Consider the following 26,083-nt stretch of genomic DNA (forward strand, 5'->3'; position numbering starts at 1 on the left):
CGGCCAGAAAGGTTAGCTGTCGCTATGAATATTCAGCGCCCGACGCGTACGCCCGGAGCTCAGGTACTCGGCAATATAGTCCTGCGAAATCTCGCCGTTATAGCGCCCGTCCTCATCCACGATCGGCATCCAGCTGGTATTACTCTCATACAGACGGGAAAGCACCACGCGCAGGTTGTCCTCGGCCTTGCCGGTCATGCGGAACGGATGCAGGATGTCGGCACAGGTGCCGCTGGCGTTACGCGCTTCGCGACGCTTCACAAAGCCCAGCGGTTTGCCGTGCTCGTCGACCACCGTAACGGCACGAATATCATTATCATCCATGGTCGCAAAAGCGTCGGGGAGCGGAGTAGAGCCCCGCACCGTAATGGTCGGCTGCTGGTCGGTGACGTCTCCCGCGGAGACCAGCAGCAGGCGCTTCAGCGTGCGGTCCTGACCGACAAACGAGCCGACAAACTCATTCGCCGGTTTCGCCAGCAGTTCATCCGGGCTGGCGCACTGCACGATTTTCCCCTGACGGAACACAGCAATACGGTCGCCGAGCTTCAGAGCTTCGTCGATATCGTGGCTCACCAGCATGACGGTTTTTTTCAGCTTGCGCTGCATCTCCAGAAACTGGTTCTGGATCACCTCGCGGTTGATCGGGTCCACCGCGCCGAACGGTTCATCCATCAGCAGTACCGGAGGGTCCGCCGCCAGGGCGCGGATGACGCCGATACGCTGCTGCTGGCCGCCGGACATCTCGCGCGGATAGCGGTGAAGGAACTTGTGCGGATCCATCGCCACCATGTCCATCAGCTCTTCGGCGCGGGTTTTGCAGCGCGCTTTATCCCAGCCCAGCATGCGCGGCACAACGGTGATGTTCTCTTCAATGGTCATGTTCGGGAACAGGCCAATCTGCTGGATCACGTAGCCGATGTTGCGGCGTAAGGTCACGGTGTCCATCCCGCTGGTGTCCTCGCCGTTAATCAGGATGTTCCCGCTGCTTGGGGTGATGATGCGGTTAATCATCTTCAGGGTGGTGGTTTTCCCACAGCCGGACGGGCCGAGCAGGACGCACATTTCCCCTTCAGGCACGTTCAGGTTGACGTTATCGACGGCCTTAAAGGTCTGGCCTTGCTTCTGTGAAAATTGTTTGGTGAGGTTTTCCAGTTTTATCATTATCGAATCCCCTTCGGAGTCAGAACCACCTGCAGACGGTGCAGCAGCCAGTCGAGTACAATCGCTAAAAGACAAATCATCAACGCGCCTGCAATCAGCATGCGAATATCGCTTCCGCCGATACCGTTAAGCAGCAGCAGGCCCAGCCCACCCGCGCCAATCACGGCGGCGATTGCCATCACGCCGATGTTCATCACCACGGCGGTGCGGATCCCGCCGAAAATCACCGGCAGCGCCATCGGAATTTCCACCCAGCGCAGACGTTGCCAGAACGTCATGCCAATGCCGCGTCCGGCTTCGCGCAGGCCCGGCGGCAGGCTGTCGAGCGCCGTGTGGGTGTTACGCACAATCGGCAGCAGCGAGTAAAGAAACACCGCCGTAATGGCGGGCAGGGCGCCAATCCCCTGACCGATCAGCGAAAACAGCGGGATCATCAGGCCAAACAGCGCGATAGATGGAATGGTCAGCACGATGGTGGCTATCCCCAGCACCGGCGTCGCCAGCCACTTGTGGCGGACAATCAGAATGCCCAGCGGGACGCCGATGAGAATCGCTAAGCCCACGGCCAGCGCCACCAGCCACAGATGCTGCAGCGTCAGGGTTAACAGATAGTCCCAGTTGTCCAGAATGTAGTGAACGGTATCCATAGCGCCTCCTACAGCAGCTGTTTGCTACGCAGGAAATCGCGGGCGACCTGCTGCGGTGACTGATGGTCGATATCCACCTTTTTGTTCAGCTCGGTAATAACGTCGTTGTTGAGCTGGGCAGAGAGGGTATTGAGCGCCTCTTCCAGACCGGGATTGGCCTCCAGGGTGTCCTTACGCACCACCGGGGTGACCGCGTAGCTCGGGAAGAAGCCTTTATCATCCTCAAGCACCTTCAGGTCGAATCCTTTCACGCGCCCGTCGGTGGTGTATACCAGGCCGGCGTCAACGAAGCCGTCGCGCACCGCGTTATAGACCAGGCCGGGGTCCATCTGGCGGATTTGCGGGCGGTCCAGATCCAGCTTATAGGCCTCCTGCAGGGGCTTCATGCCGTCGCTGCGCCCGGCAAACTCCAGGTCTAAGCCCAGCAGCCAATTTTTGTCCGGGTTGGTTTTACGGATCTGCTCAATCTTCGCCACCATCTCCGACATGGTGTTGATATGTTCCGCCTCGGCGCGCTTGCGCTGCATGGCGAAGGCATAGGTGTTGTTCATGTCGGCGGGGTTGAGCCAGACCAGACCGTGCTTCGCGTCGAGGCGCTTCACCGTCTCGTAAGATTCCTGAGGCGACATGCGCTTATTGATGTGGTTGAAGATGATCAGCGACGTACCGGTGTACTCCCACGTCATATCAATCTGCTTGTTGATCATCGCGTTGCGGGAGATCACCGTGGCGATATTGGTTTTTGGCTGAACCTGGAAGCCTTTTTTTTGCAGGTACTGCACGGTCATCGCCGAGAGAATGTGCTGCTCGGTAAAGCTCTTGGTCGCCAGAATCAGCGGGGCTGCCATCGCCTGGCCGGTGAACAGCGCCGCGGCACACAGCGCCGTCAGGCTGGAAAACAGTCTCATAGAAGCTCCTTGTTATTGTTATCGAGCGAGATGGGGGCTCATCACGCGACCCAGCGCGGCCAGCAGGGTGTCGAGGATCAGGGCGAACAGAGCGGTGGCCGCCGCGCCGAGGATCAGGGTCGGGAAATCGTTCAGGTAAATGCCCGGGAAAATCAGCTCGCCGTAGCTGCTGGCGCCAATCAGGAACGCCAGCGGCGCGGTACCGACGTTAATGGCCGTGGCGATGCGGATCCCCGAGAGCATGACCGGCCATGCGTTGGGCAGCTCAACCTGGCGCAGGCGCTGCCATTTGGTCATCCCAATCCCGTTTGCCGCTTCAAGCAGCGACGCAGGGACCGAGCACAGCCCGGCGTAGGTATTGCGCACTATCGGCAGCAGCGAGGCGAGGAACAGGGCGATGATGGCAGGCGTATCGCCGATGCCAATCACCACCATCGCCAGCGCCAGCACCGCCAGCGGGGGCAGGGTGTTGCCGACGTTGAAGATTTGCATCACATATTCGGCGACGCCCCGCGCGGCCGGGCGGCTCAGCAGAATCCCGGCCGGAATGCCCACCAGCAGGGCAAAAAACATCGAGGAGAAAACCAGAATCATGTGCTGTTGCCCGAGGTAAATCAGGTCAACCTGGCGCGCCTTGATTGTCTCAAGCCCAATACCCCAGACGAGGAGGGCGAGGACCACGATAATGGCGCCGACAAACAGCAGCGAACGTTTGAGTAATGGGTGCATTGCGGTGTGTCTCCCTGTGCGCATGCGTTATAGCAACCACCGGTTGCCTGTTGTTATGCCATGTTTCGGCAGGGGTAATTGAGCTATAGCAAGCGTTTGGGAAGGGTTCCAGCGAAGGGGGGAAATCAGTAACCCTATGAAATTAGTGACAACCTTAATTAAAGCCTTACGGCGTAAGGGCTGGTTGCGTGCCAGGCAGAATAGTCCTAAAGCGAATTTGCATAAGTGACAGTGTCACAAAATACAGGGCCCTTACGCCGATGACATCGTTATTTACAGAGGGAGGCACGAACCCGGCGAACGCGAACCGAGATGCTAATGATAGAAAAAATGGCAACAATCGCGAGCATCAGCCCCAGCGCCAGCATGGCGTTAAACCCAATCCACCTGAACAGCAGCAGCCCCGCGATGCCGCCCGTAATAAACGAGAAAAGGGTGGTTAAGTGGGTCTTGAGCTGACTTTTTTGCGCTGCGGTATCCTTCGAGTAATCCCTTCGAAGCATCGCCACCAGCACGGAGGCCAGTGATATTCCCGCATCCGTCAGGGTGCCGGTAATGTGCGTCGATCTTACCCGCCCTCCGGAGAGCTGCGTCGAGGTCGAATTATGAATGCCCATCAGGCCGCACAGGAAAATAATAATCTCGCGGTTGCTCGTGAGGGCGTGGAAATACATTTCGTAGAGAGATACGCCGGTCAATAATATCCCCTCGACGAATAGGATTTGGCAAAAAACCAGCCGGATATTATGGATAATCCCCCATAACACAATGAGACGCGCAAGGATTGCACCTGCAACAAAGGAGAGAATGATCGAGCCAAAGAAAATGATATCGCTCAGATCGGTGGAGGAGACTTCGCTGGATAATTGTGAGGTGTTGCCGGTCATGTGAGAGGGGAAGAAGCCAAACGCCCCAAGGGCGATGGCGTTCAGTAAACCTGCCGAGGTCGCCAGCCAGAGAGCAAGCCGGCGATCCTCCTTATGCGTTCGTTCTTTCTTGAGTCTAATCAGCAAGAATGCCTCCGGGTTGAGCTTTGCCTGAATAGTCAGGCTAGCAAAGCGGTGCAACGGGCTGTCCAGGATATGGCTTAATTATTATTCCCTCTGACGCCAATCAGGGTTTAGTAATTAAATAAAATATCCTTGCTCAAGGTGGGGGCGTAAATACTTTATATCATGCCGTTATTGCCGTGACGCAAAAACGCCGGGCGCTGGTTAAGACGTTCAAACCAGGCCTCAATCGCCGGCACGTCGGGCTTGTCAAACGGCGTCATCTTCCAGCGATTCACCGACAGCCCAAGCACCACGTCCGCAAGGGTAAACGTCTCGCCCGCCGCAAAGGCCCCGGTGCGCTGCAGCTGGTTTTCCAGAATGGTGATGCAGTGGTTCCACTCTTTTATTCCCGCCGCAATGCGCGCAGGGTCGTTAAAGTCCGGGTTTTTTCGTCCCAGCGCCGGGAAGACATAGCGCCAGGCGTTATTGAATTCAGTTGCCTGCCAGTCCATCCAGCGCTCAACGTTGGCGCAGGCCTGCGGCTCTGCAGGCAGCAGATCGTGACGTCCGGCCTTGCGCACCAGATAGCGGCAGATGGCGTTGGACTCCCACAGCACGAAATCGTCATCCATCAGCACCGGCACCATGGCGTTGGGGTTCAGCGCGCGGAAGTCATCCGTTTCTGTTGAGGCAAAACCGCTGCCGTAGTCTTCCTGCAGATAAGGGATGCCCGCTTCTTCACAGGTCCAGAGCACTTTACGAACGTTGATGGAGGTGGTTTTACCGAGGATGTTAATCATGACGCCGCTTCTCTTCAGTGGGATTAATCATTTAAAAACAATACACCCTTTGCGCGAAGAGGGAGGGGTAATATTGAGTGAGGAGTGCTCTGTACGGGCAGGTCAGCGTGTTTTAAGCGGAAACGTTACGTCTTCAGGGTGCGTAATGTGGGTTATTCCGCGCCGTTTTCTCCAGAGGCGCCTGCTTGCTTAATGCAGGGAAAAAATTTAGGCTAACATCAGAGATATGCTTGCTCATTAAAGGCTTAGAAATGGAAAAAATAACCCCTGAATATACGTCCGTTGACTTATCTCGTTGGGCAAGGAAAGAACATTTTGAGATATTTCAGGGCTTTGCTCAATCGACATTTAATCAGACGGTTTTAATTGATATTACTGCGCTGTTAAAACATATCAAAGCGGTGGGCTGGAAATTTTACCCGACTATTATTTTTCTCATTTCGAAAATCGTCAACAGTCATCCGGAGTTCCGTATGGCTATGAAGGACAATGAGCTTATTATATGGAACGAAGTCCATCCAAACTATACCATTTTCCATAATGAAACAGAGACCTTTTCATCATTATGGAGCCATTACGATGGCAATATTCAGCACTTCCAGAACACCTATACTGAAGACATTGCACGCTACGGTAATAATTTTTCTTATTGGCCTAAAGAAGAATCCCGGGAGAATATCTTTTTCATATCAGGTATTCCCTGGGTAAGTTTTACCAGCTTTAACGTCAACGTTGCACACATGAAGAACTTTTTTGCCCCTATGTTTACGCTTGGAAAATACTACGAACAAGATGGCAAAGTATTATTGCCCCTCGCCGTTCAGGTTCATCATTCCGTGTGCGATGGTTTCCATGTGGCAAGACTGTACAATGAGCTACAGGCGATGATCGATGCCATGCCGTGCCACTCGGCGCAATCCGGTGCGTGATGCGCCAGGCGCTGACGTTAATAAAAAAAAGCCGCAAGCAGCATGCTGCTTACGGCGTCAGGCTCGGTGACGATGTGGCGATCAGGCAGCTTTTACCGCTCTGATTTTTTTACTGTCAGCTTCAGCTGGCTCGGCTTTATCGTCAGCCGTTGGGGCATCGGGAGCAGGGAGCTTGCTGGTGCGCAGAATATGCTGCACGGTCTCTTTCTGCTCGGCGAGATACAGACCAAGATCTTCAGCCTGGTTTTCATCCATCTGCATTCCGCTTTGCAACAGCCAGTCGGTGAACGCGTCTGCCATATCGAGCAGCTTGTCGTGAGCGTCAGCCTCTTTCTTACTGGCAAATGTCATTTTCTCTTCACCTTTTCTTACGACAACATATTTTATTTCAACAGCCATCACGCACCTCTCATACTGTATTTATATACAGTATAACAGATCCGGGATGAGGTTGCAGTAAAAAGTGAACTACTGGTGCATCGGCTGGGTTTCACGGCTGCCGATACTGCGTCGCCATGCGCCCGGAGCCTGGCCGTATTGACGCTTAAAGCTGCGGTTGAAGGACTGCTGAGAGTCAAAACCGAGCGCGATTGCCACGTTCAGGATAGGCTCATCGCTGTGGGCTAAGCGTTCAACCGATTTTTGCAGCTTTTGCGCGCGAATATATCCGGCGAGGGGGTAGCCCGTGTGCTCTTTGAACAGGCGCTGGAGGTGCCATTTCGAATAGCCGGAGCGTCTGGAGACGGTCTCAATGTCCAGGCGACTGTCGAGGTTGTTATCGATCCAGTCGAGTAAATCATGCATAAATGCGCCAGTGTTCATCAGGTTTCCCCCACGCAGCGATAGAAAAGTATCTTTGTCTGTTGCACTTTAAGGTGGCCTGGTTTTACGGTAATTGCAAGTTTTATTGTTGCATTTAAATCTTTGCCCGAAACGGGCCTTTTATCGCCGCCTCAAATAGCACATAAAGTGCAACAATTATTCTTGCACTTAGTTAGGCGCATTCCTACAATCGCCGCGATAGTGTATTCGAAACTGTTACAGTTTTGTGGCGATGAACGACACAAATGGCCTTAAGCCAGCCCGGACAAAGGAAGTGGCGCGGCACCTCCCGCTGCGTCTTGCCCGGCGGCTACAATTACCGGAATAAAAATAATGAGCCTGCAAAAAACCTGGGGAAACTATCGTCTGAATGCGCTGGGAGCGATGCTGCTCTCCGTGCTGCTTGTCGGATGTGATGACAGCGTCGCGCAAAACGCCGCGCCGCCCGCGCCTGCCGTCAATGCTGCTGACGTGGTTGTGAAATCCATTAGCCAGTGGGATAGCTTTAACGGCCGGATTGAAGCTGTGGAAAGCGTGCAGCTTCGTCCCCGCGTCTCTGGCTACATCGACAAAGTGAATTTCACCGACGGCCAGGAAGTGAAAAAGGGCGAGGTGCTGTTCACGATTGATGACCGAACCTATCGCGCCGCGCTGGAGCAGGCGCAGGCGACGCTGGAAAGGGCCAAAACGCAGGCCAGCCTGGCGCGAAGCGAGGCTAACCGTACCGATAAATTAATCAATACCAACCTGGTATCCCGTGAAGAGTGGGAGCAGCGCCGTTCGGCCGCCATCCAGGCACAGGCCGATATTCGCGCAGCCCAGGCTGCGGTCGACGCCGCGCAGCTGAATCTCGACTTTACCAAAGTGACGGCACCTATTGATGGCCGCGCCAGCCGGGCGTTAATCACCAGCGGCAATCTGGTCTCCGCGGGCGACAGCGCCAGTGTGCTCACCACGCTGGTCTCGCAGAAGACGGTTTACGTCTACTTTGACGTGGATGAGTCAACCTATCTTCACTATCAAAATCTGGCGCGCAGCGGGCAGGGGGCGTCCAGCCATCATACGGCGCTACCGGTTGAGATCGGCCTTGCCGGCGAGGAGGGCTACCCCCATCAGGGTAAAGTGGACTTCCTGGATAATCAGCTCACGCCGAGTACCGGTACGATCCGCATGCGCGCGCTGCTGGATAACGCGCAGCGCCAGTTCACGCCGGGACTTTTTGCCCGCGTTCGCCTGCCGGGCAGCGCAGAATTCCAGGCGATGCTTATCGACGACAAAGCGGTGCTGACTGACCAGGATCGCAAGTATGTCTATATCGTGGATAAAGAGGGCAAAGCGCAGCGTCGCGATATTACGCCAGGGCGTCTGGCCGACGGTTTACGCATCGTGCAGCAGGGGCTGAAACCTGGCGATAAAGTCATCGTCGACGGTTTACAAAAAGTGTTTATGCCGGGTATGCCGGTGAACGCGAAAACCGTCGCCATGACCGCCAGCGCCGCCCTCAACTGATCACTTGACCTGAGAATCCTTCCCATGGACTTTTCCCGCTTTTTCATCGACAGGCCCATTTTCGCTGCCGTACTGTCGATTCTGATTTTTATCACAGGATTAATCGCCATCCCGCTGCTGCCTGTGAGCGAGTATCCTGACGTCGTACCGCCAAGCGTGCAGGTGCGCGCAGAGTATCCGGGCGCCAACCCGAAAGTGATTGCCGAGACCGTGGCGACGCCGCTGGAAGAGGCGATCAACGGCGTCGAGAACATGATGTACATGAAATCCGTCGCCGGCTCGGACGGCGTGCTGGTCACTACCGTCACGTTCCGTCCAGGTACCGATCCGGATCAGGCGCAGGTACAGGTGCAAAACCGCGTAGCGCAGGCCGAGGCGCGTCTACCGGAAGACGTGCGGCGCCTGGGCATCACGACGCAGAAGCAGTCACCAACGCTTACGCTGGTGGTGCATCTGTTCTCGCCCAACGGTAAGTACGATTCACTGTACATGCGCAACTACGCCACGCTGAAGGTGAAGGACGAGCTGGCGCGTCTGCCCGGCGTCGGGCAGATCCAGATTTTTGGCTCCGGTGAATACGCCATGCGCATCTGGCTGGACCCGAACAAGGTTGCAGCCCGCGGGCTGACCGCCTCGGACGTGGTCACGGCAATGCAGGAGCAGAACGTGCAGGTGTCCGCCGGGCAGCTTGGCGCCGAGCCGCTGCCGAAAGAGAGCGATTTCCTGATCTCCATTAACGCTCAGGGCCGTCTGCATACCGAAGAAGAGTTTGGCAACATTGTCCTGAAAACGTCGGAGGACGGTTCGGTCGTCCGCCTGCGCGACGTGGCGCGTATCGAGATGGGTTCCGGCAGCTATGCGCTGCGTTCCCAGCTTAACAATAAAGACGCGGTCGGGATTGGTATCTTCCAGTCACCGGGAGCAAACGCCATCGATTTGTCTAACGCGGTGCGCGCGAAAATGGAGGAACTGTCCACCCGTTTCCCGGAAGATATGAAATGGGCGGCACCTTACGATCCGACGGTTTTCGTGCGCGACTCCATCCGTGCGGTGGTGCAAACCCTGCTGGAAGCGGTGGTGCTGGTTGTACTGGTGGTGATCCTGTTCCTGCAAACCTGGCGCGCGTCGATCATTCCGCTGATCGCGGTGCCGGTGTCGGTGGTGGGGACGTTCAGCATTCTCTATCTGCTGGGCTTTTCGCTTAACACCCTCAGCCTGTTCGGGCTGGTGCTGGCCATCGGCATCGTGGTGGACGACGCCATCGTGGTGGTGGAAAACGTCGAGCGAAATATCGAAGAGGGGCTTGCGCCGCTTGCGGCGGCGCATCAGGCGATGCGTGAGGTCTCCGGGCCGATTATCGCGATTGCGCTGGTGCTGTGCGCGGTGTTCGTGCCGATGGCGTTCCTCTCCGGCGTTACCGGTCAGTTCTACAAGCAGTTTGCTGTGACGATCGCGATTTCCACGGTGATCTCCGCCATCAACTCGCTGACGCTCTCTCCGGCGCTGGCCGCGCTACTGTTAAAACCGCACGGCGCGCCGAAAGACTTCCCGACCCGGCTTATTGATCGCCTGTTCGGCTGGATTTTCCGTCCGTTTAACCGCTTTTTCCATCGTAGCTCGAACGGCTATCAGGGGCTGGTGGGCAAAACGCTTGGCCGACGCGGCGCGGTGTTTGTGGTTTATCTTCTGCTGCTGTGTGCCGCGGGCGTCATGTTTAAAGCGGTGCCCGGCGGGTTTATTCCGACCCAGGATAAGCTTTACCTGATTGGCGGCGTGAAGATGCCGGAAGGCTCGTCGCTGGCCCGCACCGACGCGGTGATCCGCAAAATGAGCGAAATTGGCATGAACACCGAAGGCGTGGATTACGCGGTCGCGTTTCCAGGGCTGAACGCGCTGCAGTTCACCAACACGCCGAATACCGGGACGGTCTTCTTTGGCCTGAAGCCGTTTGACCAGCGCAAGCACTCAGCGGCGGAAATTAACGCGGAGATCAACGCCAAAATCGCGCAAATCCAGCAGGGCTTTGGTTTCTCCATCCTGCCGCCGCCGATTCTGGGCCTGGGTCAGGGGTCAGGCTACTCGCTGTACATTCAGGATCGCGCGGGTCTGGGCTATGGTGCGCTGCAAAACGCGGTGAACACCATGTCCGGTGCAATTATGCAGACGCCGGGAATGCACTTCCCAATCTCCACTTACCAGGCTAACGTTCCGCAGCTGGACGTGCAGGTTGACCGCGATAAGGCAAAAGCGCAGGGCGTGTCGCTGACCGATCTGTTCGGTACGCTGCAAACCTATCTGGGCTCGTCGTACGTGAACGACTTCAACCAGTTCGGACGTACCTGGCGCGTGATGGCGCAGGCAGACGGGCAATTCCGCGACAGCGTGGAGGATATTGCGAATTTACGCACCCGGAACAGCCAGGGCGAAATGGTGCCGATTGGCAGCATGGTGAAAATCACGACCACCTACGGGCCGGACCCGGTGATCCGCTACAATGGCTACCCGGCGGCAGATCTGATCGGCGATGCCGACCCGCGCGTGCTCTCGTCCGCTCAGGCGATGACGCAGCTGGACGCGATGTCTAAGCAAATCCTGCCGAACGGGATGAACATTGAATGGACGGACCTGAGCTTCCAGCAGGCCACCCAGGGCAATACGGCGCTGATCGTCTTCCCGGTCGCGGTGCTGCTGGCGTTCCTGGTGCTGGCGGCGCTGTATGAAAGCTGGACGCTGCCGCTGGCGGTGATCCTTATTGTGCCGATGACGATGCTCTCCGCACTGTTTGGCGTCTGGCTGACCGGTGGCGATAACAACGTCTTCGTGCAGGTGGGGCTGGTGGTGCTGATGGGGCTGGCGTGTAAAAACGCGATTCTTATCGTGGAGTTTGCCCGCGAGCTGGAAATTCAGGGCAAAGGCATCATGGAAGCCGCGCTTGAAGCGTGCCGCCTGCGTTTGCGTCCGATTGTGATGACCTCCATCGCCTTTATCGCCGGGACCATTCCGCTGATCCTCGGCCACGGGGCGGGCGCAGAAGTGCGTGGCGTCACCGGGATCACGGTCTTCTCCGGGATGCTCGGCGTAACGCTGTTTGGCCTGTTCCTGACACCGGTGTTCTACGTGACGCTGCGTAAGTTCGTCACGCGCGGCAAAGTGGAAAGAGAGGTTCTGCCTGCGTAGGGATATCGCAGATAACAAAAAACCGCCTTTATCGTAAAGGCGGTTTTTTTTCGCGAAAATTAATGGGCTTTTTTGTACTGGGCAATAAGTTCAGGTAAAGGATCGCACCCGCTGGTATCGGCTTTTTTAACCTCGTCCAGCGCGCTTGCCACGGTGTGGCGCGCTAGTACCGCGAGCGATGCCTGCTCCGCTTCTTCGGAAATCGATTTAAAGTACCAGCAGGCGTTCGCGCTGACCACGCAGCGGGCCGGCACGTCAGGGCGCGACGCCCAGAGTTTTTTATCTTCGGTGACCGAAAGGTAGATATCGCGCAGGGTGATCTCTTCCGGCGGACGACCAAGATGAATAGAGCCGTTGCGGCCAAGCGTTGAGACGATAATGCCGTCGCGCGTGAGTGGAACCATCAATTTGCGGATAAAGCTCGGATTGGCTTCCAGGCCGTAGGCCAGAATTGCACTTGTCGAACGTTCACCTAGTTGCTCCGCCATCGCTACGCTGAGAACCATCTGCAAAGCTGTCGGGAAGCGGTAATCTAACATTTCTCTTTCCTGGGTAGCGGTGAATCTTGTTCTTTTTGGCACCGCAGAGGTGAATAAGCAATAAACAACAATATAACAAATACGGTAATTTTTTTGAAGCAATCTGCGGCATTTGCGATCGAACACCCTGTTCCGGTTTAGCTAAACGTGCGGTCCGGGAAGTCAACCGTCACCAGGAGGCCACCTTCCGCTGAGGTACTCAGGTTTACGCTGCTGTTATGTTGCAGTGCAACCGCTTTGACGATGGCAAGCCCCAGTCCGCTTCCGCTCTGCATCTGATTGGGATCGCGGAAAAACCGGTCGAAGACGCGCTCGCGCAATTCAACCGGAATGCCCGGCCCCTCATCGGAGACGCGTATTTGGGCTGATTTATCTGCTGAGCGTACCTCTACCTGAATCCGTCCGCCCTCAGGACTGTACTTCACGGCGTTTTCAATAAGATTGTCTATCAGCGACATCAGACGTTCCCGGACGCCAGCGATCCAGATTTCATCCTCAGCGAAGAATTCCAGCTCAATCCTGCGCCCGGACGCCAGCGGCTCCAGCGCAGCCATTCGCTCTTGTATGAGTGACGTCAGCGGCACGGGCTCCATCGCGGTGTCAATGCGCGCTTCACTGTGCATCATCAGCAGCAGCTGGTTGACGAGCCGAGCCGCCCGGCTGTTGCTGCGCACAATCCCTGCAAGCAGCTGCCGCTGGCTCTCGCTGCTCGCCCAGGACTGCAGCGCCTCCACGTTGATGCGCATCGCTGCCAGCGGCGTACGCAGCTCGTGTGCAGCATCCGCAATGAAAACCCGTTCCCGTTCAGCGCTTTCCCGCACTCTGGCAAGAAAATCGTTTATCGCGTCCACCATTTTGCGAAGCTCCCTGTGCCTGGGGCCGGCTTTTAAGGGAGAGAGATCGTCTGGCCTGCGTAATGAAATTTCATTCACCACCTTGCTCCAGGGACGCATCGCAATGCGGATCGACAGCCACGCGGGAAACAGAAGAAAAGGAATACAGACCAGCAGCGGCATAATGTAGTAGCCGCGTGAGTTCAGATAGATAAAGAAGTTCCAGCTACCGGCCGGGGTGAAAAGCGTAACTTCCACGTCGGAACGAGGGGACTTAAGGGTACGGCTGGTCCAGGTACGACCGTCACTCTGAACACGCTGCATTTCTCCCAGCCTGGTGTTCATTACCCCCGTCGGAGCGCCATCCGATGAAAAAATGATTGCGTTATTCTTGCGAACGATGAGGTTGATTGATAATGCGGGATCTTCGCCGCCGCCATAGCCTTCCCGCAACGCCTTACTGAACGCTTCCAGCACCTCGTTACGGTCCTGCGGGCGCTCGCCAATATGATCAACCAGAGTAAAAATGGTTTCGTAGGTCTTACTGCCCGTGAGTATCGGAGGGCTACGCAGGTCCTCCAACAATATGAAGGTCAAAAAAATACACCACAGCAGGGTGAGCAGCACCATCTGAGCGATGATAATTCGCCGTACCAGCGTGGGACGCTTCAGGAGGTACCAGACGTTTCGCATTACCCCGTCACCTTCTGAACAGCAACGGTATCAATGACGTACCCGACGCCCCGCACCGTTCGCACATAGCCTTCACCAATTTTCCGCCGCAAATTCCCCATATGGACATCGAGCGCATTACTGAGATTTTCTTTGTTGCCGAATATCCTTTCTTCCAGAAAACGTCGGGTAATCACCCGGTCAGCGCGCAGCATCAACGTTTCAAGAAGCGCATATTCACTGGCCGTCAATTCAACGTGACGCGCGCTCACCGTCACGCGACGCGTCGGTACATGAAGCGATAAGCCCCGGATCTCTATTGCCTCATTTTCAAAACCGTAGCTGCGTCGGGCAAGAGCCCTGACTCGCGCCAGCAGTTCGGCGAGAACGAAGGGTTTGACAAGATAGTCGTCTGCACCGGCATCCAGCCCGCACAGGCGATCCTGCAGCGTACCTCGCGCCGTCAGGATGATGACGGGGATCCCCTTCAGCTGCTGGCGCAAACGCGTCATCAGGCTCATGCCGTCGCCGTCGGGCAGCCCCAGGTCGAGCAAAACAAGTTCCGGCGCGCAGACGTCAAGCTGATGCAGCGCATCCTCTTTACGGCGAACCCATATGACATCAAATCCTTGATCTGAAAGGGCGATACGCACGCCATTGCCGAGATCCAGGTCGTCTTCGATTAGTAAAATTTTCACATTGATAACTGTAACAACCGTGGATGAAGAACAACTTAAGAAAAAAACGGTAGCAGGAAATCCGTCCGGTTTACAGCACCGGCTCGTGCTTCAGCGTTTCTTCATTTTCGGCTCATAAGAACCTTAGGGTCGGTATTCAAAATGGGCGTCCTGGCGTTTAACCGCTTGCATCGCAACCATTTGAATCCATAAGGGCTTCTTTAATGAGAAACATCGAACTGCGTCATACGTTCCTCCATTCACTTTCGGGCTTCAGACTAAAAAGCATAGTGCCGGGCGTTGTTCTGGCGTTACTGGCCACCCCGGTAATGGCGGCAGAGCAGAAGGGCAATGTCTTAACTCTGGGGGGCGGCGCGGACGTCGCGCCACGCTACTCGGGTTCGGATAAAAGCCGCGTCAGCGCGGCTCAGGTGGTGGATTATTCGATGGCGAATGGCTTCTTTATCAGCACCACGCGGGGTATCGGTTACGGCAATAACATCGGTAATTTCGATTACAGCGCTGCCCTGAGCTATCGCGCAGGCCGTAAAGATAAAGACGTCAGCAGCGATTCGATCGCCTCCGGCAGCGACGAGCTGCGTGGAATGGGCGAGATAAAAGGCTCGGCAATCGTTGTGCCCGGGCTGGGGTACAAGGTGACCGACTGGCTTCATCTGCAGCTGCAGGCTGAGGTGCCGGTTTCTGAGAGAGACAACGGAGAGGCGGTGCATTTCGGCATTTCCAGCCCGATCTATGCCTCATCAAAAAATGAGGTGACGCTGGCGCTGACCGGCAGTTGGGGATCCGGCAAGTATATGCAGACGTACTATGGCGTCAGGGACGCTCAGTCGAGCGCATCGGGGTTTGCCCGACATGACGCCGGGGCAGGGATTTATGCCTGGTCTATGAATCTTGACTGGACCCACAAGCTCACCTCGCGCTGGAGCGTGCTTGCCGCTGCGGGGGTTACGCAACTGACGGGGGATGCGGGTGACAGCCCGATCGTACAACGTAAAACGTCCCCCACGGGGAGTTTGAAGGTGACGTACAGTTTTTGATGGCGGTTGCTTATGAGTTTGAGCGCGCAATAGCGACGAATTTGAGCCGCTCCGGTTAAGATGACGGGGCGGTGCTTTTGATGACGGGAATAATGATGGATTATTTAAATTCATTGCAGAGAATATTGTCACTTGATCCTTCACGAATGCAGGTGCTTTACGCGGTTCGTGATTTGCAACTTCCTGATTGCTGGATAGGCGCGGGTTTTGTCAGGGATGCCGTATGGGATCACTTGCATGCCTATTGGAAAAAGTCCTTTTCAGGCGATGTGGATGTGGTCTGGTTCGATCCCGAATGGTGTACGCCAGACGATGAACGTCATCTGGAAGAAAAACTTAAGCAACGGATGCCCGCTTTTGACTGGTCCGTAAAGAATCAAGCCAGGATGCATCTGCGTAATGGTGATAATCCCTATCGCTCAACAGAAAATGCGCTGTTGTACTGGCCCGAAACTGCGACGGCTGTAGGCGTCAGGCTGGGCGCTAACGATGTTATTGAGGTCATTGCACCCTATGGTCTTAATGACCTGTTTGAGCTGAGTTTAAGACCAACGCCTGCGTTTGAGCGGGAAAAATATGACGTATTCAGGCGGCGCGTTGAAGAGAAGCGGTGGTTAGAACGTCATCCTCAACTGCGACTTATTAATTGAGCATAATTAATAGCTTAAAGTCTAATCTGTCTGTTGGGCGCTTATGCCTGTGAACCTTACAGATGACCTGTTGCACACGATCGTGAGCCTTATGTTACGCAAGATATATTACTCAATTTCTGATGCATGAAATCTATGAGCGCTCGTGTTTTAGCAGGCAAGTAGCGCCGATCTGAATAAAGTGCGAACAATTGCAGTGGAGCAGGGGATTGTTCAAAGTTAAGCTCGATTAGCCGTCCATCGTTGATGTAGGGTTGGCAGGCTTGTTTCGATAGAATGGCAAAACCGACACCTGCTACAGCCGCTCGTCCTGCCATCTCTCCGCTGTTTACCCGGTAGTGGCCTTTAACCTTTATCGTCTCGAATCCCCCCTTTTTATTAACAAACTGCCAGGGAGCACCTTTAAGTGCGCTTACGGTTGTAATACAGGGTAATTCTTCAAAATGCTGTATATGAGAAGGGGTGCCATAACGTTGAATGACAGAAGGTGCAGCAACGATGGTACAAGGGATAGTCACCAGATGGCGAGCGATGTAGTCACTGTCATCCATCTGGCCACGGGTGACAATGATCGCTAAATCCAGATCGTCACGAACGGATTCAAAGCCAGACAAATTTGTGACGCAGCTAATTTCCAGATCCGGGTGCTGACAGGCGAAATCGGCAACTATAGATCCCAGCAAGACCGGGCCTATTTCATTAGGAATACAGATACGTAACGGGCCCTTAAGCTGCATTTGCCGCAACGTTAATTCTGTTTCAGTTTGCTCAAGTGCCTCCAGTATTGGCTTCGCTCGGTTATAGAGCAGGTGGCCCGCTTGGGTGAGTTTCATATGGCGGGTACTGCGCTCTATAAGCTGAAGATTGAGTTTGTCTTCTAACTGAGAAATACAACGACTCACATTTGATGTCGGCATTTCCAGCGCCCTGGATGCCCCAACAAAACTCTCTTTTTCAACCACAGCAATGAACACTTTCAGGGTATTAAAATCCAGAGGCGGCCGCATTGATTATCCCATAAATGATAACAATAAGTGCCATTTTTACCATCTAATGAACAGATTTGATAGCGGTTAAACTCGGAGATCTTTCATCCACAGGTCGCCTGCTATGCCACTGGTCACAAAAACGTTAAATCATAAAACACTCACACGAATCGCTGCTGTAATCGCTTTTATCCAGTTCACGAATGCGCTGGAATATATGATGTTCAACCCTATTTTTGCTTTTATGGCGGCTGATTTTGCTGTTCCCGTATCCTTCTCAGGCTACGTTTCTGGCCTGTACACAACAGGTGCCGTTCTGTCGGGCATTATCGCTTTTTACTGGATCGGTCGTTTTAATAAGAAACGCTTTCTCATCGCCAATATGGCTCTCCTGGGGCTGCTGACCTTTTTAACGACATTGACTTCCAGTTTTAGCCTTTTGCTTACATTACGATTCTGTGCAGGATTGTTGGGCGGTACCACAATGGGGGTGGGTATCAGTATATTGATAAACCACGCACCGACTCACTTGCGTGGAAAAATGTTAGCGGCGGTGATTGCGTCATTTTCGATAGTAAGCATTGCGGGAATGCCCACAATATTATTTTTATGTACTCATTATGGCTGGCATATCGCTTTGTGGTTCATCAGTACGCTGTGTTTGTTGGCGTTGCCACTGATTATCACCGTCATTCCACAAGATCGCGTTTCTTTCGAGACACCCCATTCGCAGCCTCTCAATGTGGATATTTTACTGTTTGCTTCCGCTAATGCGCTTGTACAGTTTAGCCCAATGCTGGTCGTTCCTGTTCTGGTACCATTACTGTTACAGCAGCCTGGCGCTTCTCAGGACATGTTGTCCTGGCTATTCTTCGGCGGGGGGATGGCAGGGTACCTGTCGACAAAAATGACAGGCGTGTTAACGACACGTTTTTCTGCTGTGGTTCTGGCGACAGCTTCAACTATCGTTTTTATTCTGAGTTTGCTCATTCCAATCCTGGGGCTTCCGCATCCGGCGCTATTTATTACTTTATTTCTCGGTGCATCTTATAGTCGTCTGGTTTCATCTTCGGCGGTTACGATTCAGTTTCCTGATAACAGGCAACGCGCAGGATTCATGTCATTACAAACATCAATGATGTATTTGATTACAACGATCGCATTTTTTTTGTCTTCTTTTTTATTACCTGGGCATGACATGTCACAACAAAAAATGAACACGTTACTAACGGTAAGCGCCATTTCCGCATTAGGGTTCCCAATCATCGTTATCATTTTGCAAAAGAAACTGGCTAAACGTAAGAACCAACCCGATCTTCTCGTCATTGATTAGCATAACGTCCGCTTTTGGCTGTGAGTACAACGGATCGATGCAACGCGATCCTTTATCCGGAGCATTTGAAAGCCAGAACCTCGTAAAGAAGTGTGCCAATATTACGTGGGTGATATCTATATCCGGAGAATAACGTGTTCGGAAGAGTTTTATTAAACTACATGCCAGGGTTACAAAATTTGTTAGCCTACGATAAAAGCTGGCTAAAACAGGATGTTAAAGCCGGGTTATCCGTTGCGGCTGTAGCGCTACCCGTAGCTATTGCTTATGCTGAGCTGGCAGGGGTTGGGGCAATAGTGGGGCTTTATTCGTGCGTTTTACCGATGATAGCGTATGCACTGTTTGGTTCTTCACGTCAGCTTATTGTTGGCCCTGATGCCACAACCTGCGCGGTGATTGCGGCCGTCGTCTTTCCGCTTTCTGCAGGTAATCCCGAACTGCACTGGCAACTGACGATTATCATGACATTGATGATGGGCGGGTGGTGCCTACTTGCCAGTAAGTTTCGTCTGGGCGCACTTGCCGATCTGCTTTCTCATCCCATTCTTACGGGTTTGCTAAATGGCGTAGCCGTGACGATTATTGTCGGGCAATTAGGCAAGGTTTTAGGGATCAAGCTAGATGAAGCACAGGTTATTGAGAAAATAATAGCCTTGCCAGGCCGATTGTCAGACAGCCATTTATTAACCATAGGGATATCACTTTTAACGTTAATTATTTTAATGGTTATTAAAACGTATCGTAGCCACTGGCCAGCACCGTTGATTGCCATTGTACTGACAACGGTTCTGGTGTGGGGAACAGCTGCGCAACAGTATGGTATCGCCACGATTGGGGGAGATGGTTTCCAGTCTGGCTTACCCGTCGTTAACTGGGGGGAATTCCAGCCTGGTCCGATGCGTGATTTGGTGATCCCGGCGCTGAACCTGGCTTTGGTCAGTTTTGTGAGTCTGATGCTGACCGCCCGCAGTTTTGCCGCGAAAAATGGTTATGAAATCAATGCTGATGCTGAGTTCAGAGCGCTGGGTATTGCGAACATTATGTCTGGGTTATCTCAGGGGTTTGCTATCAGTGGTGCTGATTCCCGGACCGCGGTTAATGATTCAGTGGGTGGGAAAAGTCAGCTGGTTTCCATAGTCGCGGCCTTACTCATCGGTATCGTTGTGGTATTTTTCACCCAGCCATTACAATTTATTCCGGTATCTGCATTAGGTATTGTTCTAATGTATGCCTCGTGGTCATTAATTGATTTACGTGGGCTCTGGAACCTGAGGCGCAGAAATAAACAGGCATTCCGCCTGGCCTTCTTCACTTTTGGCTGTGTTTTAATTATCGGCGTTATCCAGGGGATCGGCCTTGCGGTGTTGCTTGGCCTGTTACAGTTCCTTCGTACAGTGTTTCGTCCCTCTGAGCACTTGTTGGGCACTGACGAAGATGGAATGATTCACTCATTAGGTAATACAACCGATATTAAAATGGTCCCGGGCGTGCTGATGTATCGATTTAACTCACCGTTGACCTATTTTAATGTGGCTTATTTTAAACGTCGGGTATTGAACCTGGTTGATGGTACTGCATTACAACCTAAATGGGTGGTCATTGATGCCGTTGCTTGCTTCACCTATTCAGACATCAGCGTCCTGGCAACCATTAATGAGTTAAAGCGTGACCTGAAGGGGCGAAAGATTACGTTAATCCTGGCGGGCAGAAAAACGGAATTAACGCGCTGGTTTAAAGAGAGTCGGCCAACGATGAATGATGATGACATGATTCTGGCGCCAGACCTCTATCTGGCACTTCGGTTCATTCAGAGTAAAGAGAGTGCGAGTGAATCAGGTGGCGAGGTATAAGTTAAAGGCTTGCCCGCCACCGGCGAGCAAGCCACACCTCTAGCGATACAGCGTCTTTTCCGCAACCGGAATAAGCAGTCCGGATCGCCAGTCCGCCAGCGTCAGCTGCGCAAGCCTGCCCAGCGCGGTATAAAACGGATGCCCGGCGTTATCGACAAACACTGACAGGAAGCGGGTGCTCCACGGCAGGAGGTGCCACGCCAGAAGCTGAGCGCACTCCGCTTCGCGGCCATTCTCGGCCAGCCACGCCGCGAGCATTAGCAACGTGCCAAAGTGATCTTCCGGTTCCTGTTGCTGCATCTCAAACGCGATATTGTTCTCCCGCATCCACTGTCGCAGCGCGAGGGTCGAATCGCCAAACAGCACGGATTCACGGTCCAGCCAGACGGAACCCCACGGCGGAGCGGGCAGGGCATAAGGACCAATAAACAGCCGTTGCCAGGCGTCGGTCAGCGGTTCATCGGAAGATGAGGCAAACGTATCGGCAACAGGCTGCAGCGCTTCCGGCGGCAGGGGCCAGTCCTGAACCCATTCGCCAGCAGTGAGAGCGCTCACCAGCGGCGCGGCCTGCTCACTGTCGGGTGCGAAATAAAACAGCGCGCCCAGTACCCTGGCGCTGAACGCGAACGATTCACGATGTGAGACGTCTTCCATAAAACTTTCCTTGCTTACGCGGACGACGTCCGCGCGACTGTGATAACCGATAATACTGACCATGGATTAAACCATGGTCTCGCGTTTCACTCTTTACACCTTCTCAATCTGCACCAGATTGGTGTGCTGCGGGTTGCCTTTTGCCAGCGGAGAAGGTCGATGGGTCGTCAGCGTGTTGATGCATGAGCCGTGGTCGATACGATCGCCACTCATATTGGCATCGTGCCAGGCTCCCTGGCCCATGGCGCTCACGCCGGGCATGATGCGTGGCGTCACTTTTGCTTCAGTTCGCACCTCGCCGCGACTATTAAAGACGCGCACCGTATCGCCGTTCTTAATGCCGCGTTTTTCGGCATCGACAGGATTAAGCCAGACCTCCTGGCGGCAGGCCGCTTTCAACACGTCGACGTTGCCGTAGCTCGAGTGGGTTCGGGCTTTAAAGTGGAAACCGAACAGCTGCAGCGGGAACTGCGCGCGCTCGGGCGCATCCCATCCGTCAAAGGTTGATGCGTACACGGGCAGTGGGCTAATGGTCTCGTCTTTTGCCAACTCCCAGGTCGCCGCAATCTTCGCCAGCTTGCTGGAGTAAATTTCAATCTTGCCCGATGGCGTTTTCAGCGGATTGGCTTCCGGGTTCTCGCGGAATTTTTTATAGGCCACAAAGTGTCCGTTCGGATCTTTGCGCTTATAAATGCCCATTTTTTTCAGCTCGTCATAGGACGGTAGTGCGGGATCTTTTGCGAGCATTTTGGCATACAGATACTGCAGCCACTCTTCCTGCGTGCGCCCTTCGGTAAATTTCTGATGAATATCCGGCCCGAGGCGTTTCGCCACTTCGCTCATGATCCAATAGATGGGCTTACGCTCAAACTTCGGTGCAGTCACGGGCTGGAGGAAAATCAGGTAGCCCATGTTGCCTGCATAATCGTTAGGAATGATGTCTTCCTGTTCGACGGTCATCAGGTCCGGCAACACGATATCGGCATACTTCGCTGACGAGGTCATGAAGTTATCAATGACGACGATCGTTTCGCATTTACTTTCGTCCTGCAGGATCTCGTGAGTTTTATTGATATCGGAGTGCTGGTTAATAATGGTGTTGCCCGCGTAGTTCCAGATGAACTTAATCGGCACGTCCAGCTTATCCTTACCGCGCACCCCGTCGCGCAGGGCGGTCATTTCCGGGCCACGGACGATGGCATCCGTCCAGCTGAAGCAGGATATTTGCGTTTTAACCGGATTTTCCGGCAGCGGCATACGTTCAATAGTGATGGTGTAGCTGGATTCGCGCGCGCCACTGTTGCCACCGTTGATCCCCACATTACCTGTGAGGATCGGCAGCATCGCGATGGCGCGGGAGGACAGCTCGCCGTTCGCCTGGCGCTGTGGTCCCCAGCCCTGGCAGATGTAGGCCGGCTTCGCGGAGCCGATTTCGCGGGCCAGCTTGACGATACGATCTACCGGAATGCCGGTGATGTGCGAGGCCCATTCAGGCGTTTTCGCCGTGTTGTCATCCCCCTGGCCGAGAATATACGCTTTATAGTGACCATTCGCGGGGGCGCCTTCCGGCAGCGTTTTTTCGTCATAGCCAACGCAGTATTTGTCCAGGAACGGCTGGTCGACCAGGTTTTCGTCGATCAATACCCAGGCAATAGCTGCCACCAGTGCGGCATCAGTACCCGGACGGATCGGGATCCATTCATCTTCGCGTCCGGCTGCCGTGTCGGTGTAACGCGGGTCGATGACAATCATGCGCGCGTTGGACCGCTCGCGAGCCTGCTCCAGATAATACGTAATCCCGCCGCCGCTCATGCGCGTTTCCGCCGGATTATTGCCGAACATCACCACCAGTTTGGTGTTTTCAATATCCGAGGTGCTGTTCCCGTCATTGCTGCCGTAGGTATAGGGCATGGCGCAGGCGATTTGCGCCGTGCTGTAGGTGCCGTAGTGGCTCAGAAAACCGCCGTAGCAGTTCATCAGGCGCGCCACCAGCGAAGCGTAAGGAGAGGAACGGGTGATATTGCCGCCGACAATGCCGGAGGAGTAGTTAATATACACCGCTTCGTTGCCGTATTTGTCGACCACGTCTTTCAGGCTGGCGGTGATAGCGTCCAGCGCTTCATCCCAAGTGATGCGCTCAAATTTGCCCTCACCGCGTTTGCCCACGCGTTTCATCGGGTAGTTCAGGCGGTCAGGGTGGTTGATGCGTCGGCGAATAGAGCGCCCGCGCAGGCAGGCCCGGACCTGGTGATTACCATAGATATCCTCACCGGTGTTATCCGTTTCGACCCAGTACACTTCATTGTCGCGGACGTGCAGGCGCAGCGCGCAGCGGCTGCCGCAGTTGACCGAGCAGGCACCCCAGACCACTTTATCTTCCGCAGGCTGGACGGCATTTTGCACCGCAGCGGCTGCGCTTTTTAGACCAAAAGGAAGCGAGATCCCGCCAGCGGCAAGCGCCAGAGAACCTATTGCGGTAGATTTCACGAGAGTTCGGCGGCTAATACCGCCGTGATGATCGACCTCAGACATGGCTCACCCCAAGATTGAGATTACGTATTATTTTTACCCGTGATTACAACCGGGCTAATGATGGGGTGAGTGTTACTTATTTGGAGGTATTAGATCTTAATCCTCATCAAATCAAAGGGGATTGAAGGTAAATTACTGAGATTCCGCAGCCCCATTGCCTGTACGGGTGTACAAAATTTTAAAGGTGTCGTTGGCGCAGTGGCCCACCACCTGCGCGTCCGGCTGGTCAGCTTGATCATTCGGCACAATGCTCAGCGTAAAACCTGACTCCGGCACGCCGTTGTTGATAATCTTCTGCTGAATGTCGCTTTTCACGCGCTCGCAGGAGTCGGGTGCCGCCAGCGCGGCGGTTGAAGCACTCATTAACAGCAGGGCGGTAATCCAGGGTAACCGTTTCATCTGTAGCTCCTTTTCTCTGTGTATAGATTAATTTTAGCATGCTTCGTGTAAACAACTGTATTTGCTAATATGATTGGGAATAATCTCTCTGTATTGGTAAAGAATGTGAAGAAATATGCAGCGATAACGCTCCTGGCAGCCGCTCTCGCAGGGTGTGACAACAACTCCGCGCCGCTGTCGTTTACGCCGGAGATGGCGAGTTTTTCAAACGAGTTTGATTTCGACCCTCTGCGCGGCCCGGTCAAAGACTTTACCCAGACGCTGTTCAACGAGAAGGGCGAAGTGTCCAAACGGGTTACCGGCACCGTGTCGGCGGAAGGGTGTTTCGATACGCTGGAACTGCACGACCTGGAGGCTAACACGGGCGTAGCGCTGGTGCTGGATGCCAACTACTACATTGATGCAGAAACCCAGCAGCGTAAGGTGAAGCTGCAGGGCAAATGCCAACTGGCCGAACTGCCGTCAGCCGGGGTGACGTGGGATACCGACGACAATGGCTTTGTGGTGGCCGCGCACGGCAAAGAGATGGAAGTGAAGTATCGATACGATGCGGATGGCTATCCGCTGGGCAAAACCACTGTCTCCGGGGATCAGCATTTATCGGTGCAGTCGACACCGTCAAAGGATCTGCGCAAAAGAATGGATTACTCGGCCGTGAGCCTGTTAAACGACAAGCCGCTCGGCAACGTGACGCAGAGCTGCGACTACGATCGACACAACAACCCGGTTAGCTGCGATCTCACCATCACTGACGACAGCGTTAAGCCTGCCGTTGAGCGCAAGTACACCATCAAGAATACGATTGAGTACTACTGAGAATAAAACCGCGCAGGTTACTGCGCGGTTGGTTTCAGCAGGCTGGCGCCTGACGGCTTGTGTCCCGCCAGGTGCTGATGCTGGAAGATGCACATGCGGATGGTGTTGCGGTATTCGCCGTTGATAAAGAACTCGTGAATCAGCTCGCCTTCTACCATAAAGCCCAGCTTACGGTAGATATGGATCGCTTTCTCGTTCTCTTTATCCACGATCAGGTAAAGCTTGTAGAGGTTCAGGACGTTAAATCCGTAATCCATCGCCAGCTTCGCCGCCCGTGAGGCCAGGCCTTTCCCCTGGTGCTCAGGCGAAATAATGATCTGGAACTCCGCCCGACGGTGAACGTGGTTGATCTCAACCAGCTCCACAAGCCCCGCTTTTTCACCCTCACACTCCACCACAAAACGACGCTCGCTCTGATCGTGAATGTGCTTATCGTAGAGATCGGACAGCTCGACAAAGGCTTCGTACGGCTCTTCGAACCAGTAGCGCATTACGCTGGCGTTATTGTCGAGCTGGTGGACAAAGCGCAGATCTTCACGCTCCAGCGGCCGGAGTTTTACGTCACAGGGCGCCGACATTATGGGGCAACCGTACGACCAGTGCGGCGATCCAGGCAGCGCAGGGTGTTCGGCTCCCAGTAGGCATTGACATTCGCACTTTGCTGACACTTATCGCGTGCGTCGAAGGCGACATCTTCTTTGTCCCACTCTTTCTCAGCACGTTTGTTGACCTTCTGACGAAGGCTGCGGGTGTCATTCCATTGTTCTTTGTCCATCGCGGCGTTCTGGCGGCTTTGCGCGCTGTCACCAGACTCAATAACGAGCTTGCTGGTTTCCGCTGTCGCAGAGGCGGCAAAGGCGAACGATGACAGCGCCAGCAGGGCTGTCAGACAAAGGCGTTTGCTTAATGTAGTCATAGCGTTTCCTTTAAAATGGGTGCAGATGAGCAAGTTTCCCCGTTCAGATTCTACACCAAAGAGCAATAACGGCATACCCGCGGAGCGGGTATGGAAAAGTAAAGGACATTATCGGGTATGATGTCTAAATAGATCCTCACCTGACGTTAACTATGCTCAAAACGACGCTGCTTTTTTTTGCTACCGCGCTATGCGAAATCATCGGCTGCTTCCTACCGTGGCTTTGGCTGAAGAAGGGAGGGTCGGTATTGCTGCTCATCCCGGCAAGCGTCGCGCTGGCTCTCTTTGTCTGGCTGTTAACGCTGCATCCGGCTGCCAGTGGCCGCGTCTACGCCGCATACGGTGGTGTCTATGTCTGTACTGCGCTGCTGTGGCTGCGCGTGGTGGACGGCGTCAAACTTAGCGCCTACGACTGGGCCGGCGCGCTGGTTGCTCTGTGCGGTATGCTGATCATTGTGGCGGGATGGGGGCGGGCCTGAGCCCCCGGTTTTGTG

Annotated in this window: 26 protein-coding genes; 9 read left to right on the forward strand and 17 right to left on the reverse strand. The window is 54.3% G+C overall.

The window, feature by feature from the left end; genetic code table 11:
* Positions 1-12: 12 nt before the first annotated feature.
* The 6 genes from osmV to V1603_RS13730 all read right to left on the reverse strand — a co-directional run bounded on the left by osmV (position 13) and on the right by V1603_RS13730 (position 5,237).
* Entirely contained in the window at positions 13-1,161 is a 1,149-nt protein-coding gene (gene osmV, locus V1603_RS13705) for an osmoprotectant ABC transporter ATP-binding protein OsmV (RefSeq protein WP_395312771.1), read from the reverse strand.
* Positions 1,161-1,808 (reverse strand): osmoprotectant ABC transporter permease OsmW, encoded by a 648-nt coding sequence (gene osmW, locus V1603_RS13710; protein ID WP_116340242.1) that lies wholly within the window; start codon positions 1,806-1,808, stop codon positions 1,161-1,163. The genes osmV and osmW overlap by 1 nt, the downstream gene beginning before the upstream one ends.
* An 8-nt stretch (positions 1,809-1,816) precedes the next feature.
* Positions 1,817-2,716, reverse strand: coding sequence for an osmoprotectant ABC transporter substrate-binding protein OsmX (gene osmX, locus V1603_RS13715; protein ID WP_116340240.1), 900 nt, complete (start codon positions 2,714-2,716; stop codon positions 1,817-1,819).
* Positions 2,717-2,734: 18 nt separating this feature from the next.
* Positions 2,735-3,445, reverse strand: coding sequence for an osmoprotectant ABC transporter permease OsmY (gene osmY, locus V1603_RS13720; RefSeq protein WP_116340238.1), 711 nt, complete (start codon positions 3,443-3,445; stop codon positions 2,735-2,737).
* 269 nt (positions 3,446-3,714) lie between these two features.
* Positions 3,715-4,458 carry a YoaK family protein gene (locus V1603_RS13725; RefSeq protein ID WP_116341139.1) on the reverse strand — a complete coding sequence of 248 codons (744 nt, stop codon included), beginning with the start codon at positions 4,456-4,458 and terminating at the stop codon, positions 3,715-3,717.
* Between the two features lie 155 nt (positions 4,459-4,613).
* A complete protein-coding gene (locus V1603_RS13730; protein ID WP_116340236.1) occupies positions 4,614-5,237 on the reverse strand; it encodes a glutathione S-transferase family protein in 624 nt (207 codons plus the stop codon).
* A 251-nt stretch (positions 5,238-5,488) separates the two neighbouring features.
* On the opposite strand from V1603_RS13730, the gene catA reads away from it, so the two are divergent.
* Positions 5,489-6,166, forward strand: a complete 678-nt coding sequence (catA, locus tag V1603_RS13735; RefSeq protein WP_166710968.1) for a type A chloramphenicol O-acetyltransferase — start codon at positions 5,489-5,491, stop codon at positions 6,164-6,166.
* Positions 6,167-6,247: 81 nt separating this feature from the next.
* On the opposite strand, the gene V1603_RS13740 is transcribed toward catA, so the two are convergent.
* The gene (locus V1603_RS13740) at positions 6,248-6,565 is read right to left on the reverse strand and encodes a YebG family protein (protein WP_116340232.1); all 318 of its coding nucleotides are present in this window, start codon (positions 6,563-6,565) and stop codon (positions 6,248-6,250) included.
* A 69-nt stretch (positions 6,566-6,634) separates the two neighbouring features.
* Positions 6,635-6,988 (reverse strand): helix-turn-helix domain-containing protein, encoded by a 354-nt coding sequence (locus V1603_RS13745; protein ID WP_116340230.1) that lies wholly within the window; start codon positions 6,986-6,988, stop codon positions 6,635-6,637.
* Between the two features lie 333 nt (positions 6,989-7,321).
* Here V1603_RS13745 and V1603_RS13750 point away from each other — a divergent pair, with 333 nt between their 5' ends.
* Together V1603_RS13750 and oqxB are read left to right on the forward strand one after the other, a co-directional pair.
* Complete coding sequence (locus V1603_RS13750) at positions 7,322-8,497, forward strand: efflux RND transporter periplasmic adaptor subunit (protein ID WP_395312772.1); 1,176 nt, start codon at positions 7,322-7,324, stop codon at positions 8,495-8,497.
* A gap of 24 nt (positions 8,498-8,521) precedes the next feature.
* Positions 8,522-11,674 (forward strand): multidrug efflux RND transporter permease subunit OqxB, encoded by a 3,153-nt coding sequence (oqxB, locus tag V1603_RS13755; RefSeq protein WP_116340225.1) that lies wholly within the window; start codon positions 8,522-8,524, stop codon positions 11,672-11,674.
* A gap of 59 nt (positions 11,675-11,733) precedes the next feature.
* Here oqxB and V1603_RS13760 read toward each other — a convergent pair whose 3' ends face one another.
* From V1603_RS13760 to V1603_RS13770, 3 genes are all read right to left on the reverse strand, one after another.
* On the reverse strand, positions 11,734-12,213 hold the full coding sequence (locus tag V1603_RS13760; protein ID WP_116340223.1) for an Rrf2 family transcriptional regulator: 480 nt from the start codon (positions 12,211-12,213) through the stop codon (positions 11,734-11,736).
* Between the two features lie 137 nt (positions 12,214-12,350).
* Positions 12,351-13,739: a sensor histidine kinase gene (locus V1603_RS13765; protein WP_395312773.1), complete on the reverse strand. Its 1,389-nt coding sequence runs from the start codon at positions 13,737-13,739 to the stop codon at positions 12,351-12,353.
* Complete coding sequence (locus tag V1603_RS13770; RefSeq protein WP_116340219.1) at positions 13,739-14,416, reverse strand: response regulator; 678 nt, start codon at positions 14,414-14,416, stop codon at positions 13,739-13,741. Before V1603_RS13770 ends, V1603_RS13765 begins: the two co-directional genes overlap by 1 nt.
* A 203-nt stretch (positions 14,417-14,619) precedes the next feature.
* Here V1603_RS13770 and V1603_RS13775 point away from each other — a divergent pair, with 203 nt between their 5' ends.
* Positions 14,620-15,453, forward strand: a complete 834-nt coding sequence (locus V1603_RS13775; protein ID WP_320719625.1) for a MipA/OmpV family protein — start codon at positions 14,620-14,622, stop codon at positions 15,451-15,453.
* A gap of 95 nt (positions 15,454-15,548) precedes the next feature.
* Positions 15,549-16,103, forward strand: a complete 555-nt coding sequence (locus V1603_RS13780; protein ID WP_395313984.1) for a nucleotidyltransferase family protein — start codon at positions 15,549-15,551, stop codon at positions 16,101-16,103.
* An 89-nt stretch (positions 16,104-16,192) separates the two neighbouring features.
* Here the strand turns inward: V1603_RS13780 and V1603_RS13785 are convergent, their stop codons facing one another.
* The gene (locus V1603_RS13785) at positions 16,193-17,110 is read right to left on the reverse strand and encodes a LysR family transcriptional regulator (RefSeq protein WP_116340213.1); all 918 of its coding nucleotides are present in this window, start codon (positions 17,108-17,110) and stop codon (positions 16,193-16,195) included.
* Positions 17,111-17,213: 103 nt separating this feature from the next.
* Between V1603_RS13785 and V1603_RS13790 the strand changes: the two genes are divergently transcribed.
* Both V1603_RS13790 and V1603_RS13795 read left to right on the forward strand, forming a co-directional pair.
* Positions 17,214-18,422, forward strand: coding sequence for an MFS transporter (locus V1603_RS13790; protein ID WP_116340211.1), 1,209 nt, complete (start codon positions 17,214-17,216; stop codon positions 18,420-18,422).
* Positions 18,423-18,556: 134 nt separating this feature from the next.
* Entirely contained in the window at positions 18,557-20,272 is a 1,716-nt protein-coding gene (locus tag V1603_RS13795; protein WP_116340209.1) for a SulP family inorganic anion transporter, read from the forward strand.
* 39 nt (positions 20,273-20,311) lie between these two features.
* Here the strand turns inward: V1603_RS13795 and dmsD are convergent, their stop codons facing one another.
* The 3 genes from dmsD to V1603_RS13810 form a co-directional block, all read right to left on the reverse strand.
* The gene (dmsD, locus tag V1603_RS13800; RefSeq protein WP_166710978.1) at positions 20,312-20,926 is read right to left on the reverse strand and encodes a Tat proofreading chaperone DmsD; all 615 of its coding nucleotides are present in this window, start codon (positions 20,924-20,926) and stop codon (positions 20,312-20,314) included.
* 93 nt (positions 20,927-21,019) lie between these two features.
* Complete coding sequence (gene ynfE / locus V1603_RS13805) at positions 21,020-23,458, reverse strand: selenate/tellurate reductase subunit YnfE (protein WP_395312774.1); 2,439 nt, start codon at positions 23,456-23,458, stop codon at positions 21,020-21,022.
* Between the two features lie 132 nt (positions 23,459-23,590).
* Positions 23,591-23,857 carry a DUF1161 domain-containing protein gene (locus V1603_RS13810; protein WP_316379033.1) on the reverse strand — a complete coding sequence of 89 codons (267 nt, stop codon included), beginning with the start codon at positions 23,855-23,857 and terminating at the stop codon, positions 23,591-23,593.
* Positions 23,858-23,926: 69 nt separating this feature from the next.
* Here V1603_RS13810 and V1603_RS13815 point away from each other — a divergent pair, with 69 nt between their 5' ends.
* On the forward strand, positions 23,927-24,673 hold the full coding sequence (locus tag V1603_RS13815) for a YnfC family lipoprotein (RefSeq protein ID WP_395312775.1): 747 nt from the start codon (positions 23,927-23,929) through the stop codon (positions 24,671-24,673).
* 17 nt (positions 24,674-24,690) lie between these two features.
* On the opposite strand, the gene speG is transcribed toward V1603_RS13815, so the two are convergent.
* Positions 24,691-25,251: a spermidine N1-acetyltransferase gene (gene speG / locus V1603_RS13820; RefSeq protein WP_023311549.1), complete on the reverse strand. Its 561-nt coding sequence runs from the start codon at positions 25,249-25,251 to the stop codon at positions 24,691-24,693.
* A complete protein-coding gene (locus tag V1603_RS13825; protein ID WP_063145673.1) occupies positions 25,251-25,589 on the reverse strand; it encodes a DUF1283 family protein in 339 nt (112 codons plus the stop codon). Before V1603_RS13825 ends, speG begins: the two co-directional genes overlap by 1 nt.
* 152 nt (positions 25,590-25,741) lie before the next feature.
* Between V1603_RS13825 and V1603_RS13830 the strand changes: the two genes are divergently transcribed.
* Positions 25,742-26,068 (forward strand): YnfA family protein, encoded by a 327-nt coding sequence (locus V1603_RS13830; RefSeq protein WP_032657499.1) that lies wholly within the window; start codon positions 25,742-25,744, stop codon positions 26,066-26,068.
* The last annotated feature ends 15 nt before the right edge of the window (positions 26,069-26,083 follow it).

Origin of the sequence: Enterobacter sp. ECC-219 (assembly GCF_043966805.1) — a bacterium.
GTDB lineage: Bacteria > Pseudomonadota > Gammaproteobacteria > Enterobacterales > Enterobacteriaceae > Enterobacter > Enterobacter cloacae_N.

Excerpts from the sequence above, each read along its gene's own strand:
- osmW (WP_116340242.1), bottom strand. The coding sequence starts at position 1,808 with ATGGATACCGTTCACTACATTCTGGACAACTGGGACTATCTGTTAACC.
- V1603_RS13825 (WP_063145673.1), bottom strand. The coding sequence starts at position 25,589 with ATGACTACATTAAGCAAACGCCTTTGTCTGACAGCCCTGCTGGCGCTG.
- V1603_RS13765 (WP_395312773.1), bottom strand. The coding sequence starts at position 13,739 with ATGCGAAACGTCTGGTACCTCCTGAAGCGTCCCACGCTGGTACGGCGA.
- V1603_RS13745 (WP_116340230.1), bottom strand. The coding sequence starts at position 6,988 with ATGAACACTGGCGCATTTATGCATGATTTACTCGACTGGATCGATAAC.
- V1603_RS13730 (WP_116340236.1), bottom strand. The coding sequence starts at position 5,237 with ATGATTAACATCCTCGGTAAAACCACCTCCATCAACGTTCGTAAAGTG.
- osmY (WP_116340238.1), bottom strand. The coding sequence starts at position 3,445 with ATGCACCCATTACTCAAACGTTCGCTGCTGTTTGTCGGCGCCATTATC.
- V1603_RS13750 (WP_395312772.1), top strand. The coding sequence starts at position 7,322 with ATGAGCCTGCAAAAAACCTGGGGAAACTATCGTCTGAATGCGCTGGGA.
- oqxB (WP_116340225.1), top strand. The coding sequence starts at position 8,522 with ATGGACTTTTCCCGCTTTTTCATCGACAGGCCCATTTTCGCTGCCGTA.
- V1603_RS13740 (WP_116340232.1), bottom strand. The coding sequence starts at position 6,565 with ATGGCTGTTGAAATAAAATATGTTGTCGTAAGAAAAGGTGAAGAGAAA.
- V1603_RS13830 (WP_032657499.1), top strand. The coding sequence starts at position 25,742 with ATGCTCAAAACGACGCTGCTTTTTTTTGCTACCGCGCTATGCGAAATC.
- catA (WP_166710968.1), top strand. The coding sequence starts at position 5,489 with ATGGAAAAAATAACCCCTGAATATACGTCCGTTGACTTATCTCGTTGG.
- ynfE (WP_395312774.1), bottom strand. The coding sequence starts at position 23,458 with ATGTCTGAGGTCGATCATCACGGCGGTATTAGCCGCCGAACTCTCGTG.
- osmX (WP_116340240.1), bottom strand. The coding sequence starts at position 2,716 with ATGAGACTGTTTTCCAGCCTGACGGCGCTGTGTGCCGCGGCGCTGTTC.
- speG (WP_023311549.1), bottom strand. The coding sequence starts at position 25,251 with ATGTCGGCGCCCTGTGACGTAAAACTCCGGCCGCTGGAGCGTGAAGAT.
- V1603_RS13780 (WP_395313984.1), top strand. The coding sequence starts at position 15,549 with ATGGATTATTTAAATTCATTGCAGAGAATATTGTCACTTGATCCTTCA.
- V1603_RS13760 (WP_116340223.1), bottom strand. The coding sequence starts at position 12,213 with ATGTTAGATTACCGCTTCCCGACAGCTTTGCAGATGGTTCTCAGCGTA.
- dmsD (WP_166710978.1), bottom strand. The coding sequence starts at position 20,926 with ATGGAAGACGTCTCACATCGTGAATCGTTCGCGTTCAGCGCCAGGGTA.
- osmV (WP_395312771.1), bottom strand. The coding sequence starts at position 1,161 with ATGATAAAACTGGAAAACCTCACCAAACAATTTTCACAGAAGCAAGGC.
- V1603_RS13810 (WP_316379033.1), bottom strand. The coding sequence starts at position 23,857 with ATGAAACGGTTACCCTGGATTACCGCCCTGCTGTTAATGAGTGCTTCA.
- V1603_RS13815 (WP_395312775.1), top strand. The coding sequence starts at position 23,927 with ATGATTGGGAATAATCTCTCTGTATTGGTAAAGAATGTGAAGAAATAT.
- V1603_RS13775 (WP_320719625.1), top strand. The coding sequence starts at position 14,620 with ATGAGAAACATCGAACTGCGTCATACGTTCCTCCATTCACTTTCGGGC.
- V1603_RS13790 (WP_116340211.1), top strand. The coding sequence starts at position 17,214 with ATGCCACTGGTCACAAAAACGTTAAATCATAAAACACTCACACGAATC.
- V1603_RS13785 (WP_116340213.1), bottom strand. The coding sequence starts at position 17,110 with ATGCGGCCGCCTCTGGATTTTAATACCCTGAAAGTGTTCATTGCTGTG.